The organism is Cecembia lonarensis LW9 (assembly GCF_000298295.1).
Taxonomy (GTDB): Bacteria; Bacteroidota; Bacteroidia; order Cytophagales; family Cyclobacteriaceae; genus Cecembia; species Cecembia lonarensis.
In genome coordinates this window covers 1-13644 of the sequence record NZ_AMGM01000093.1, presented here as the reverse complement: position 1 = coordinate 13644, position 13644 = coordinate 1, and the positions used below count along the sequence as shown (strand labels likewise).

Below are 13644 nucleotides of genomic sequence, written 5' to 3'. Positions count from 1 at the left end.
GTCCCAATAACAGGAAGTTGAGGATCAGCATCCCGCTCAGCAGGGGTCCGGGTTCCAGGTCAAACCCCAGGAGCACATACACCACATGCACCAGGGCAAAGGGCAGGATATGTTGGAGTTGCCAGATATTATAACTGTCCTCATCGATCACATCCACAAACTCTATGGCCACCTGCCGGAAGAAAATTCCATGCCCATAAGTCCCCTCATTCACCGGCACCTTCTCTCCCGGAATCTGGAAAAGGACGATGGTAAAAAGGAGGATGATGAGGAGAATGCGGGGCATTAATTTTTAGGGAAAAGGTTAAAGGTTAAAGGGGAAAGGTAAAAGGGGAAAGGTAAAAGATTTCGTGTTCAGCGTTAACGGTTTAACTGTTAACAAGTTAACGGTTAACGAGTTAATGGTTAACGTGTTCAGCGTTCAGCCTGCTCCGAAGCATTTCGGAGGGTTCAGCATTGACGGTTAACGGTTAACAAGTTAACGGTTAACGGTTAACGTGTTCCGTTTTAGCGAAATAGAGCGGTCATTGTTGCTATCTGTGTTCATCATCATTCATCCCGCCTTGCGGGACAAGTTCTGTGGTTAAAATCCAAAAGCGGAGCTTTTTATCTGCGCCTAATTTTCTTACCCATGCCGCTATGCTGACAGAAAAAGCCCAAGATTCCTAACAACCTCAAAATCAAGGTTATTTGTGAAATTCCTGCCTGCAGCTAGGTGTATAATTCGTGGACTTTTTATCCGCGTTCATCATAATCCATCAGTGGTTCAATTTAATCCGCGAAAATCCGCCAAATCCGCGTCATCTGCGTTCCAATCCCATCCAGAAAACCAGGTTCAAGTCTTCAGAGCTGCCCGATGAAGGTGGGCTTGGACCCTTCAACTGAACTATACCCCCCACACCTTAAAAGCTTCTAAAGTAAAGATCGCTCAAGGATGTTTTTAACCTACTTTTTAAGTTCAGGTAAATCACTTTGTAAAATACCCCAAATTACAATAGTGTCAACATCATCATAGGCATGTATCACATGGAATCAATCGACTATCTTATATCGTGTAATAGTTTCTTTACTTTATTCACTATATATCAAAGTCTTTGTTCTATTGATCTCTTCCAAAAAATATGGATTACTTATTGATTGCTCTGTGAGCAAATCAACTTTTCTATTTAAGATATTTTGTAATCCCTCGTAAATCTCAAAAAAAGAATCCGTGTAAACATCAACAGGTACTTCCTTGATTTTAATTAAAAAGTCTACATCACTTTCTGACGAAAAATTTTCATTTAGAACAGATCCAAAAACAAACATTCGTTCCACATAGTGTTTTTTACACAAATCGATTAATTCTTCTCTGTGTTGCTCTAAAAATCCAGGTAACTCCACATCCTGAGAAACATCATAAGCCATGGCTAAAGGTTCATTGACCTTTTGGACTTTCTGCTTCTTTATGGAATATTTTTCACCTTTCATTTAAAACATAAATTACAAAAAAAATACTGAATCTATTTATTCTCTGTTTGCGGATTAAAAATCCGCTTTATCGCATCACGAAATTGCAAATTTCGCGAAGCATTTCGGAGGGTTCAGCGTTAACGGTTAACGGTTAACGGTTAACGGTTAACTGTTAACGGTTAACGTGTTCCGTTTTAGCGAAATAGAGCGGTCATTGTTGCTATCAATGTTCATCCCCTTCCATCTGTCTAATATCCAAAAGCGAAGCTTTTCCATCTGTGTCCATCCTCATTTATCTGTGGTTAATATTCAAAAAGCGAAGCTTTTCAACCAATTATCCAGTTAAATTCAACTCCTACCGGAGTTGGGCGGACCGGGGACTGAAACTAGCTTCAACCACCGGGTACAGACCCGGGGTAAATAACCTTCGGTATTGGACGCTTTCTGCGTCCTAATCCCCATACAAAACAATCCACCCAAACCTTCAAAGCTCCAACCAGACAACTTGACAACCCCGATTTCATATACTCTTAATTATACATTTCAAAATTCTTACTCATTATTCCACATTGCGATAGACCTCTCCTACCGTCCCCGCCTGAACGGAACGGGCAGGGAGGTGACAAGGATAAGCCTTTTTCTCTTTTTACCCTTCTGAGATATTCATCCCTTATTCTCTGTGAACCTCTGTGCCTCCCCTGGCCGGCTGCAGGCGGGTCAGTGGCTCTCGGTGTAATCAAAAAAAATCTTTTTTCTTCAGAACCAACCTCCTCAAACCTTCCAAGCTCCAACCAGACAACTTGACAACCATGACAACCTCCATTTCATACACTCTCCACTCATCACTCTACACTCTCCACTCCTCACTCTACACTCTACACTCTACACTCCACATGGCGATAGACCTCTCCTACCGTCCCCGCCTGAACGGAACGGGCAGGGAGGTGACAAGGATAAGCCACTTTCTCGTTTTACCCTTCTGAGATATTCATCCCTTTTTCTCTGTGAACCTCTGTGCCTCCTCAAACCTTCAAAGCTCCAACCAGACAACTTGACAACCATGACAACCCGACAACCTCCATTTCATTCACTCTTCATCCCTTTCCCCTCCTCACTCTCCACTCATCACTCTCCACTCCTCACTCTCCACTCTCCACTCCCATCACCCATACACCAGAAACCCACTCACCTCCTCCGGATCCTCCACCACCACCTGCACCATCACTTTCCTTTTGAGTTTTTCATAGGTCTTCTCGGTCAAAAAGTCTAAATATTCCAGGTCCAGGTCCTGTCCCACCAAGATCATTTCAATCGTCCCGGAATCTATGCCCTGCGCATAATCTCCTACGATATAAGCTTTTTCCACATTACCCATGCGCATGACCACCTTTTCCAGGAGTTCGTCCAGGCCCAGAAACTTGGACACCATGTTCCTGATTTCCTGGTAAAAAGGATGGGATTCATTGGCGCGGTAGAGTTTGGTTTTCCCATTCTCCCCGGACTGCAGCAATCCTGCATCCGTCAGGCGGTTGAGTTCCACACGCACCGAGTTCGTAGACTCATCAAACTCCTTGGCCAGCGAGCGCAGGTAGCCTGAATTGTTATGGGCAAAAAACTTCAGCAGGAGCTTGATGCGGGTTTTGGAAGTGACGAGGGAGTCTAGCAATTTGTGGGGAGGGGGATAAAAAGAAATAGTGTTTTCGTAAAAAAACTTGTGGTTGTCAAGTTGTCAGGTTGTCATGGTTAGAACCTACAAAATAGAAGAGCTTTTTTAAATTATGTTCTCCAGTTGTTTTCGACATATTCCAAAAAGTTATGGATCTTGATACCTAAGGCATCATAACTTTGAATAAGTTGGTTGGCTTCTTCTGATAATTCTTGATATAACCTAGATATTTTAAAAAGGTGATTGACTGTCTCCAAGTTGCTTGCATGGGCATACACCAAAAATTTGATGAAATCCTGTTTATATCTTTTCCTACCGTATCCTTCTACAATGTTGGAATTAATAGAATCTGAAGATCTCCTTAATTGACTTCCCAATTCAAACTTCTCGTAATTCGGCATTTTCAGGGAAAAGCTGTGGGTTTGAAAGAATAGATCAAGGGAAAGGTTATAAATTTCCAGGTCTTTGTAAGATTTCATAAAACAGTAATTTATTTGTTAAAAATCAATCTAATTTATGTTTGTAAAGTATCGTCTATTTTAAAAGCTCTAACCCGACAACAACGACAACCATGACAACATTTTTTCACTCATCACTCATCACTCTACATTCTAAACGGCTTCGCCCTTTCAGTCCCATCCAGACCTAGCAAAAAATTGAGTAAAAATCTTACTCACGAGTAACAAATTTACTCGGTGCTTGGACTTATGCAAGAGATTTGGATTTTTTTTCAAAGTCTATGGACACAAAACAAAAATCAACAAATAAAGCGCATGTTTTTAGCCCTGTAAATCAGTGATTGTGGGTGGTTTGATTAGAAAAAAGGTAAAACCCCTAACAACCTCAAAATCCAGGTAATTTGTGTAATTCCATCTAACTTAAACCTAATGTTAATAAAACGAAAGTTCTGAATCAACCCAAATTGGTAGATGATTAAGGTTATTTTCTTTAGTCACTTTTTGTCTTGACACAAAAAGTAACCAAAAAAGTCAAGACGACGGAATCCTATCAGCCCGCAAGGCCGGAGCCGGCCCGGTCCGTCGTCATTCCTCCCCTGATCTACTAAATAGATTTAGGTTTCAATGTTATGGGATTCTTTTAATACTCACCAACGCTTATCTAAAGTTAGCTACTTAACGTTACTTTGAAAATGTCTTCGAAATCGTGGTTCAAAAATTCCATTTCTTAAAAAGAACAAGACTCCCAAACCTTCCAAGCTCCCACTTGGCTCTTTTGCCTTTTGCCTTGGCTATTAAACCCATCCTTCACTTTTCATTCATCATTCTTAAATCTAATGCGGTTCGGTTTCATTTCGGCGGCGTGAGGCTAGTCATTTTTTCAAAGGAATCTTGCGCCTGCCTCCCAATAGGGAGGCCGCCCTGCCTTTGCCGGTCAGGCAGGCTCTGGGATCGTGGTGACCGCAATTAACCCCAGGTTCCTACCCTCCCAATTGGCCATCGCATTGAACCTGGGGCTAATAAGGGTTCAGCCCTGTTGGGGCTGTTCTTTAACCATAGTTCTATCTGTAATGAAAAAGAAAGGAGTGCATTTACAGCTCGAAATTAGTGGAAATTAGTAAGCCCTGCGCCAAATTCTTTTTTCCCATGTTGACTTTGATCACAGAAAAACATCAAGATCCGTACAAAACTTCAAACTAAGCCAATCTGTGCAAATTCGTGTATTAGTGGCTAACAACCTTAGCTCAAGTCTTCAGGCTCTTAGTTCAAGTCTTCGGACTTGGACTAATAAAAAACCAGCCTCCCAAACTTACCAAGCTCCAACCACGACACATGTCCGCTACGCCACAGTCGCACAAGCGTGGCAGAAATTGACAACCTAGATTACATCGGCCGTCCTTACAGGACGGATGGGAATGGTTATCGCTTTTATGCTAACAATAGGTTGTGCCTCTGGCACAATTCGCACCCCCATACAAATCCAATCTCCCAAACCTTCCAAGCTTCCCCATTCTTCATTACTCACTTGTTAGACCTCTCCTTCGTCCCCGCCTGCAGCGGGCAGGCCCGCCTGAACGGAACGGGCAGGGAGGTGACAAGGATAAGTCTTTTTCTCTTTTTACCCTTCTGAGATATTTATCCATTTTTCTCTGTGAATCTCTGTGCCTCCCCTGCCGGCTGCAGGCTCAATGGCTCTCGGTGTAATCAAAAAAAAATCTTTTTCCTTCAGAACAAGACCCCAAAAACTTCCGAGCTCCAACCCATTCTTCATTCCTAATTCTTCATTCTACATTTCCATCTTCTCACTCATCATTCTACATTCATCACTCTACATTCCTCACTCATCACTCTACATTTCCATCTTCTCACTCATCCACTTCAGCACATCCTCCATCACCACATCTTTCTCATATTCATTGATCAGTTCATGGTAAAGACCTGGGTAGCGGTGGAAGGTCTTGTCTTCAGAGCCAATGTTGCGGAAGAAAAATTCAGTACCCTTGGGATCGGTCAATTGATCATCCGAACCGTGAAGCAGGAGTACAGGATACTTAAAACCATCCACCCTTGCCTTGATACCCTGCATCATCCGCAAGAGTTCATGGCCCGTCCGTGCCGGAATTGGTCCATGATAGACCAAAGGATCCGCATCATATTTCATCACCTCCTTGGGATCCCGGGAAATTTTTCGGCTATCCAGTTTGAGCACTTTGAGTTTGGGTGCCAGCGCACTGATCATCCCGGATACCTTAATCAATAATGGTGAAATATCATCGGAGGGCTGTAAGGCGGGCGCACTCAAAATGACACCTTGTGTCTGCGGTTGATAACCCAGGGCGAAGGCTGCGACCAAACCTCCTCCCATGCTGTGACCAAACAAAAAACTGGGCAATCCGGGATAATAGGACTGTACCTTTTTATACAAGGCATCGATATCACCGAGATAGGATTGGTAATTTTTGAAATAGGCTGTCGGATAAGCAGCAGCTGATTTCCCATGTCCCCTACCATCAAAGGTAAAAACCGCTATACCCGCTTTTACCAGTTTATCGGCAAAATGCAGGTACCTGCTGCTGTGCTCAGCCAATCCATGCACCAATAGCATGGAAGCCCGTGGGACTTCGGGCAGCCAGGCCTGCAGGTAAAGGCTGACCTTATCCGGAGCTGTGTATGTGGTTTCAAAGTGCTTCATGGGGGAATTTAATGCGAAAAACAGACCTGCGCAAATGGTACTTAATTTTTACCTAAGGGAACTGTAAAGCCCAACCAAGGTACTGCAAAGAAGCCATCGGCAAAGGAATTGACAGGGACAATCAATCCATAGTCCAGGCCCACATTATTGATCAGCCTTCTTCCTCCCAGGGAGATCAGACCGAATGTCTCAAACCCAGTGCTGATGATGTAGTTTTCTGTGAGGAAATAGCCTTTTGGACTTGTCCGGATCATTCCGCCTAAGGTGACCGTCGGGGAACTGGCTATCTGGCCCTCGGAGAAACCCCAACCCAGGCCTAAGGTGATGTTTTTGTCTCTATTGCCGAAGGTATTCACCCCATACAGGATGCCGAAGGCCCCTCCTCCACCGAGTACCGTACCCAGTAAGGCACCTGCACCCACATTGTATTTGTCCTTGACCACGGGAACAGAAAACTTAGGGTTCAACCAAACAGGTGTTGGCGCCCCGGCGAATAAAAAAAGCGGTACCATTCCCGCGGAAATGGAGAAATTGTCCGAAACACCTAAAGTAAATTGGTTGAAAAACACCCAAACATTCTGATAATAAGCTTCCCCTTTTCTGATGCCAAAGCCATTGGGAGAGAAAAAGTAACGCGTGGCCTGGGGATTGTCAAGCCACAACTCCCCGTCCACTACCCGACTGCCACTGATCAGCCTCTTACTTTGGATATCTGTTTTTTGAATGGTGATTTCGCCGAATTTTTCGGTATTGAGCATGATTTTATCCGCATCTTCCCATGTGATCTGACCGATGAACTCATTCCCATCTTTGGTCTTGATGCGGTAGACGGGAATTTCCTCCTGACTTTCCTGGGCAAATGCAGTACTTTCTGGTAAAAAGCAAAATGCCAGGAAAAAGGCGGTAAAAAGGACAAAGCGGATTTTCATACTTGCTGGTTTATTAATAGAAAGATAATGAAAAATTAAATAAACTAAGATTTTATATCTTACTATATTTTCCAGCAAAATCCGTTGTCCCGCTCGTTGTCCCGTGGTTGCACCGCGGGACCACGGTTGGTGAGCCTGTCGAACCATTGGTATTTGAGCTTTCAGCTTTTTTTTTAAACCGCAATGGACCCAAAGGTTTCACAGAGGGCGCCAATTTTAATGATGAAAAGTTTAACCTTCCAAGCTCCAACCCTTTTTCCTTTTGCCTTTTGCCTTGGGTCTTATTAATCCCGCCCTACAACCTGGCCCTGGCCTAAAAATACCCACTGGATATTTTATTAACGGCCAGTCCCCCATGCAACCTGGCCCCTCACTAAAATGACCACTGGACATTTTCTTAACGCCTGCCTGGCGGATAGACAGGTTCGGTCCTCCTAATTCCTCATTCTACATTAAAGACCTCTCCTACCGTCGAGGTGACAAGGACAAGCCTTTTTCTCTTTTTACCCTTCTGAGATATTCATCTCTTTTTCTCTGTGAATCTCTGTGCCTCCTCAGTGGCTCTCGGTGTAATCAAAAAAATCTTTTTTCTTCAGAACCACCCTCCTCAAACCTTCAAAGCTCCAACCCATTCATCACTCCTAATTCTTCATTCTACATTCTTCACTCTTCATTCTTCTTTGTCTTCAAAAATAAAATCAACCGCCATTTCTGCATGCAGCTGTGTCGTTGAAATCAGTGGGTAGGGGGAGTCTTCCTCTTTGATCAACAGTGGGAGTTCTGTACAACCCATAATCATTCCTTCCGCTCCTTTGTCAGCAAGGAACTTCATCTGATCCTGATAAAAAGCCTTCGCCTTCTCCGTAAACTTGCCAAGTGTTAATTCCTTAGACACAAAATAATGGGACTGATCGATATATTCGGGATCGGGGATCAAAGTTTTGATGTCAAAATGTTTCTTCAGGTAAGAAGGAATAAAATTACCCGTCATGGTCGGTCGGTTGCCTAAAAGACCCAGGGTTTGCAGTCCCTTTTCTTTTGCTTTTCTCCCTATGGCTTCCGCGATATGCAGAATGGGAATTCCGATTTGAGGTTGCACGAAGTCATACACCATATGAGGGGTATTGGCACAGATAAGGATTCCGGCTGCCCCGGCGGATTCGAGTTTCTGGGATATGTCTAGGTAAGTGCGGTTGATTTTCTCCTTATCCTGTTCCCGCATCAACTGGATATTCTGACTATAGATCAACAAAGCGGGATTCTGTTCATGCCCCATACGTTCCCCTGCCAGTTCGTTGATGAGTTTGTAATATTCAATGGTGGAGTGCCAGGAAGTGCCTCCGATCAGACCAAGTAGTTTCATGATTTGAAAAAAGTGATTTATTTTAATTATGCCAGTGATTTTTGGTACATAAAAAAGGGAAGCTCATTTTTTTAACCGCGATGGACGCTAAGGTTTTCGCAAAGGAAACAAGAAGCACCCTTAAGTTAATGTCCAATCAAATGTAGCAGGTCCAGTATCAACAATATTAGCGGAAATTCGTAAGCCCTGCGCCAAATTCTTTTTTCCTTTGATGGTTTGGGTTTAATAAAGCGCTCAAAGAAGATTTACAAGGTCAAAATCAATAATATTCGTGCAATTAGTGTAATTCGTGGCTGCAGCAGGCAGGCGTGGTTCAAAAAATCATCGTCCATATCTCCAAGTTTAATTCAACTCCTACCGGAGTTGGGCGGACCGGGGACTTAAACCAGCTTCATCCACCGGGTAGCAACCCGGGGTAAATAACCTTTGGTATTGGACGCTTTCTGCGTCCTACCCCCCATACAGAACCAATCTCCCAAATTCACCAAGCTCCAACCCTTTTTCCTTTTGCCTTTTGCCTTGGCACTTAAATCATTCCTAATTCTTCATTCTACATTTTCAACTTTTCACTCTTAACTCATCACTTTCCACTCCTCACTCCTCACTCTCCCCTTCTTACGGAATCCACTTAATCTTCCTGAAGTTAGGCTTGCGCTTCTCCAAGAAAGCATCCCTGCCCTCTTTCGCCTCTTCGGTCATATAGGCCAATCGGGTAGCTTCCCCGGCAAATACCTGTTGCCCCACCATCCCATCATCAGTCAGGTTCATGGCAAACTTCAACATCTTGATGGAAGTAGGTGACTTGTCCAAAATCTCCTGCGCCCATTGATAAGCCGTGGTCTCCAGCTCCTCGTGGGGAATCACTGCATTCACCATGCCCATCTCAAAAGCTTCCTGGGCAGAGTAATTCCTTCCTAAGAAGAAAATCTCCCTGGCTTTCTTTTGCCCCACCATTTTGGCCAAATAGGCAGATCCATACCCCGCATCAAAACTGGTCACATCGGCATCCGTCTGCTTGAAAATGGCATGTTCTTTACTGGCCAAGGTCAGGTCACAGACCACATGCAAGCTATGGCCACCGCCCACTGCCCAACCGGGCACCACCGCGATGACAGCCTTGGGCATAAAGCGGATCAAACGCTGCACTTCCAAAATATTCAGCCTATGGTAACCGTCTTCCCCTACATAACCCTGATGGCCCCTGGCACGCTGGTCACCGCCCGAACAAAAAGCATACACCCCGTCTTTGGGGGAAGGTCCTTCTCCTGACAATAGGACCACCCCAATGCTGGTATCTTCGTGGGCATCTTTGAATGCATCCAAAAGTTCAGAAGTGGTCTTCGGTCTAAAAGCATTGCGGACCTCAGGACGGTTAAAAGCAATCCGGGCCACGCCGTTGCATTTTTTATAGGTGATATCTTCGTATTCTTTGACAGTTTTCCAGTTGATCTCCATCTTAATTTGATTTAAAATTTCCCTGCAAGATAACAGCCTTCCAGGAATTTTGTTGAATTTTAAAGCGGGAATGATCATTATGGGCAAAATCATCATCGAAAACAGAACCTATACCAAAACAGACCTCCTCCAAGGCCATTGGAAGGAAGCAGACCCCTATTTCCATCAGGCCCTGACCTTCTGCCAACAATGGTTGCAGGGGAATCAAAGCTTTGAATTACCAAGCTCTGGTTCTACAGGTGCCCCTAAAGACATCTTGGTCCATCGGACACAAATGGAAATTTCCGCCGCAGCTACCCGGGACTTTTTTAATATCTCTAAGGGTTCCCCACTCCTTTGCTGCCTGAATACCTGGATGATAGGAGGAAAGATGATGCTGGTCAGGGCTTTGGAATGGGAGGCCAACCTGTATCTGGTAAAGCCCTCGGAAAATCCTTTGTTGGATACCCCAACCATTAATTTTGATTTTGTCGCCATGGTGCCCATGCAGGTCAGTGCCTGTCTTGCCAATGGCCAAAGCCAGGCCATATTGAAAAAGATCAAAAACTTGATCATTGGCGGGGCGCCTTCCTCTCCTGCTTTGATAAAAAAAATCTTACAGGAGGACATACAGGCCTATCAGACCTATGGCATGACGGAAACCGTCTCCCATATCGCCTTGGCCAAGATTACAGGGGAGGAATTGATCTATCAGGTGTTGCCGGGAGTGAAAATCGGTACCGATGCCCAACAAAGGCTATGTATACAAGCCCCTATGGCAGGAAGCAAAACCTTGCAGACCAATGACCTGGTGGAAATGGTCGATGACAAGAGTTTTAAATGGTTGGGCCGGTCGGATTTCACCATCAACTCCGGGGGCATCAAACTGCAGCCCGAAGGGATGGAACCAAAAATGGCAGTCCCTTTTGAGCGGATTTTTGGCCATCAAAACTTTTTCCTGTATGGGAAAGCAGATGAAAAATTAGGGCAAAAACTGGTACTGATTATAGAAGAACAGCGTATACAGGAAGAAAAGGAACAGGAATTGCAGGAAGTACTGAAAACCCTGTTCAATAGGTACCATTTGCCTAAAGAAATCCTGTATGCCAAGGCATTTATCAGGACCCCCTCAGGTAAAATCAACAGACCAGAAACCTTTAAACATTGCTTATGAAACTGTTTATATTGATTTTGACCCTATTCGCTTTTGCATTCCAGCCCAAGGAAGACAATACCCTGCAACTCACCGTCAATAATGTGAAAAATAATCAGGGTGTTGTCCGTGTGCTGCTCTTTAAGGGCCCTGAGGGTTTTCCTGATGTGGTGGAAAAAGCCCATGGCAATGCTTCTGTCAAAATAGAAAATGGCAAAGCCAAAATCACCTTTGAAAACCTTCCGGAGGGCACTTATGCCCTTTCTGTTTTCCACGACAGCCAAAATACAGGCAAATTAAGAACCAATGCTTTTGGGGTCCCCCGGGATGGCTATGGCTTTTCCAACAATGCCACCGGCACCTTTGGTCCACCCAGTTTTGAAAAAGCTGCATTTAAAGTCACCGCTGGTAAAAATCATGTTGAGATAGATTTGCGTTAAGCTAAATTGCGGAAAATTTCTACTACATGATTTTATTGGATTACCCTTTTGTTTCTGATTTTCTGAAAGAAACCGTTTCCCGCAACCAATTCCCCGTCATTGCTACCCCTGAGGCCCAGTCCATTATGGATGGCTATGCCGTAAATTGGATCCAATCGGAGGAAGCTGTCAAAATAATACAGGAAAACCCGATTACCCCGGTGTACACCAATTCGGAAAACAGCATTGCCTGGATACAGAAATACCTCCCTGATAGCCCATTAATGGAAAAGATCAGGGTGTTCAAAAATAAATACCAGTTCCGTCAATTGGTGCAGGAGCTTTATCCCGATTATTTTTTCAAGACGGCACAGTTGAGCGAACTGGAAAACATGGACATCAGTCAGTTTCCCTATCCTTTTATCATCAAGCCTGCGGTTGGCTTTTTCAGCATTGCTGTCCATAAGGTGGATAGGGCCGAAGATTGGCCAAGCGTGGTCAAGCGCATTCAGGAGCAGATCCAAAAGACCAGTACCCTGTACCCGGAGGAGGTGGTCAGTCAGACCGAAATGATTTTGGAGGGATATATCTTGGGAGAGGAATATGCCTTTGACTGTTACTTTGATGGGAAGGGCCAACCGGTCATCCTCAATGTACTCCACCATGTCTTCAAATCTGAAGTAGATGTCAGTGACCGGGTGTACAGCAGTTCGGAGGAAATCATCCAAAGGCTCAGTCCGGCCATCATGGACTTTTTAGAGGGTATTGGAGCGCAGATAGACCTGAGGAATTTCCCTTTGCATATTGAAATCCGGGAAACTGCACCGGGAAAAATCATTCCCATTGAGGTCAATCCCATGCGTTTTGGAGGTTGGTGCACCACTGCCGACCTCACTTGGTTTGCCTATGGGGTCAATTCTTATGAATTTTTCTTCCAGTCCAAAAAACCAGATTGGGCAGAGGTTTTTGCCAATAGAAAAGACAAGCAGTACAGTTTGATCCTCTTGGACAATCAGAGTGCGGTGCCCATGGATGCCATTGCCTATTTTGATTTTGAGGCTTTGGCTCAAGATTTCGAAAATCCCCTACATGTAAGGAAGGTCAATATGGGTCAATATGGGGTTTTTGGCTTTTTGTTTACCGAGACCAGCAAGAGCAATGAGGGCGAACTGACCGAAATCCTCCACTCCGACCTGACCAAGTACATGGTGTTGAAGGAGTTTTCGAAGTAGTTGGCCTTGGGGAGGGGCAAAAGTTGTTCAAGGCTTGTGCCTTGGCGATTACCTTGATTCAGCTTGCTCCGAAGCATTTCGGAGGGTTCAAAAGCATCAAGAATATTCTACAAAACCGGAAAAACAATGAACAATTGAACAATGAACGTTTGAACAAAATAGGTTCAGAGTTCAGGGTTAACGGTTAACGAGTTAACGGTTAAGGTGTTCGGGGTTCAGCTTGCTCTCAAGTATTTCGGAGATTTCATTGGTTCAGCTTGCTCCGAAGCATTTCGGAGTGTTCATGGTTCAAGTCTTCGGACTTATAGTTCAAGTCTTCGGACTTGGACTCTCACAGTTGTCCCGCGGTTGCACCGCGGGACCACGGTTGGTGAGCCTGCCAAACAATGATTTGTTGGACTGCCAAACAATGATTGGTTGGCCTGTCGAACCACTGGTCATTGAGCTTTCCGCTCTCCCGTTGTCCCGTGGCTGTGCCGCGGGACCACTGGTAATTGAGCTTTCAGCTCATTTTTTAACCGCAATGACCCCAAAGTTTTTCGCAATGTGCGCCAACCTTAATGATGAAAAATTCAACCTTGCAAGCTCCTCATTCTTCACTTTTCATTCATCATTCTACATTATCACACCTCATCCATCGGTGGTTAAATTCAACTCCTACCGGAGTTGGGCGGACAGGGGACATAAAACCGGCTTCAGCCACCGGGTTGTACCCGGGGTAAATAACCTTCGGTATTGGACGCCTTCTGCGTCCTGATCCCCATACAGAACAAGACCTCCGAACCATCCAAGTTCCAAACCTTTTTCCTTTTTCCTTTTTACTTGGCTCTTATTTTCCCGCTCTGC

At 44.6% G+C, this 13644-nt stretch carries 12 protein-coding genes; 3 read left to right on the top strand and 9 right to left on the bottom strand.

The annotated features are described in order from the left end of the window. The 8 genes from B879_RS18005 to B879_RS17965 form a co-directional block, all read right to left on the bottom strand. On the bottom strand, positions 1-286 hold a 286-nt coding region (locus B879_RS18005), incomplete at its 3' end, for a hypothetical protein (RefSeq protein WP_040401114.1). 785 nt (positions 287-1071) lie between these two features. Beyond that, on the bottom strand, positions 1072-1470 hold the full coding sequence (locus B879_RS18000; protein WP_009186644.1) for a nucleotidyltransferase family protein: 399 nt from the start codon (positions 1468-1470) through the stop codon (positions 1072-1074). A 1144-nt stretch (positions 1471-2614) separates the two neighbouring features. Further along, positions 2615-3118: a winged helix-turn-helix domain-containing protein gene (locus B879_RS17995; RefSeq protein WP_009186643.1), complete on the bottom strand. Its 504-nt coding sequence runs from the start codon at positions 3116-3118 to the stop codon at positions 2615-2617. Positions 3119-3228: 110 nt separating this feature from the next. Continuing rightward, positions 3229-3597 (bottom strand): four helix bundle protein, encoded by a 369-nt coding sequence (locus tag B879_RS17990; RefSeq protein ID WP_009186642.1) that lies wholly within the window; start codon positions 3595-3597, stop codon positions 3229-3231. A gap of 1828 nt (positions 3598-5425) precedes the next feature. Beyond that, entirely contained in the window at positions 5426-6268 is an 843-nt protein-coding gene (locus B879_RS17985; protein ID WP_009186641.1) for an alpha/beta hydrolase, read from the bottom strand. Positions 6269-6309: 41 nt separating this feature from the next. Further along, positions 6310-7197, bottom strand: coding sequence for a hypothetical protein (locus tag B879_RS17980; protein ID WP_040401112.1), 888 nt, complete (start codon positions 7195-7197; stop codon positions 6310-6312). Between the two features lie 670 nt (positions 7198-7867). Next, the gene (locus tag B879_RS17970; protein WP_009186639.1) at positions 7868-8560 is read right to left on the bottom strand and encodes an aspartate/glutamate racemase family protein; all 693 of its coding nucleotides are present in this window, start codon (positions 8558-8560) and stop codon (positions 7868-7870) included. Between the two features lie 615 nt (positions 8561-9175). Continuing rightward, complete coding sequence (locus tag B879_RS17965) at positions 9176-10015, bottom strand: 1,4-dihydroxy-2-naphthoyl-CoA synthase (protein ID WP_009186638.1); 840 nt, start codon at positions 10013-10015, stop codon at positions 9176-9178. A 79-nt stretch (positions 10016-10094) separates the two neighbouring features. Here B879_RS17965 and B879_RS17960 point away from each other — a divergent pair, with 79 nt between their 5' ends. From B879_RS17960 to B879_RS17950, 3 genes are read left to right on the top strand one after another with little or no spacing between them, the layout of a single operon-like run. Next, positions 10095-11168, top strand: coding sequence for an AMP-binding protein (locus B879_RS17960; protein ID WP_040401108.1), 1074 nt, complete (start codon positions 10095-10097; stop codon positions 11166-11168). Beyond that, positions 11165-11587: a DUF2141 domain-containing protein gene (locus tag B879_RS17955; protein ID WP_009186636.1), complete on the top strand. Its 423-nt coding sequence runs from the start codon at positions 11165-11167 to the stop codon at positions 11585-11587. Before B879_RS17960 ends, B879_RS17955 begins: the two co-directional genes overlap by 4 nt. Positions 11588-11613: 26 nt before the next feature. Continuing rightward, positions 11614-12798 (top strand): ATP-grasp domain-containing protein, encoded by a 1185-nt coding sequence (locus B879_RS17950; protein ID WP_009186635.1) that lies wholly within the window; start codon positions 11614-11616, stop codon positions 12796-12798. 657 nt (positions 12799-13455) lie between these two features. On the opposite strand, the gene B879_RS23260 is transcribed toward B879_RS17950, so the two are convergent. Continuing rightward, positions 13456-13644: hypothetical protein (locus B879_RS23260; protein ID WP_040401106.1), on the bottom strand; the 189-nt coding region annotated here is incomplete at its 5' end.

Coding starts and splice junctions, on each gene's coding strand:
- B879_RS17965 (WP_009186638.1), bottom strand. CDS start 10,015: ATGGAGATCAACTGGAAAACTGTCAAAGAATACGAAGATATCACCTAT.
- B879_RS17985 (WP_009186641.1), bottom strand. CDS start 6,268: ATGAAGCACTTTGAAACCACATACACAGCTCCGGATAAGGTCAGCCTT.
- B879_RS17980 (WP_040401112.1), bottom strand. CDS start 7,197: ATGAAAATCCGCTTTGTCCTTTTTACCGCCTTTTTCCTGGCATTTTGC.
- B879_RS17970 (WP_009186639.1), bottom strand. CDS start 8,560: ATGAAACTACTTGGTCTGATCGGAGGCACTTCCTGGCACTCCACCATT.
- B879_RS17955 (WP_009186636.1), top strand. CDS start 11,165: ATGAAACTGTTTATATTGATTTTGACCCTATTCGCTTTTGCATTCCAG.
- B879_RS18000 (WP_009186644.1), bottom strand. CDS start 1,470: ATGAAAGGTGAAAAATATTCCATAAAGAAGCAGAAAGTCCAAAAGGTC.
- B879_RS17960 (WP_040401108.1), top strand. CDS start 10,095: ATGGGCAAAATCATCATCGAAAACAGAACCTATACCAAAACAGACCTC.
- B879_RS17950 (WP_009186635.1), top strand. CDS start 11,614: ATGATTTTATTGGATTACCCTTTTGTTTCTGATTTTCTGAAAGAAACC.
- B879_RS17990 (WP_009186642.1), bottom strand. CDS start 3,597: ATGAAATCTTACAAAGACCTGGAAATTTATAACCTTTCCCTTGATCTA.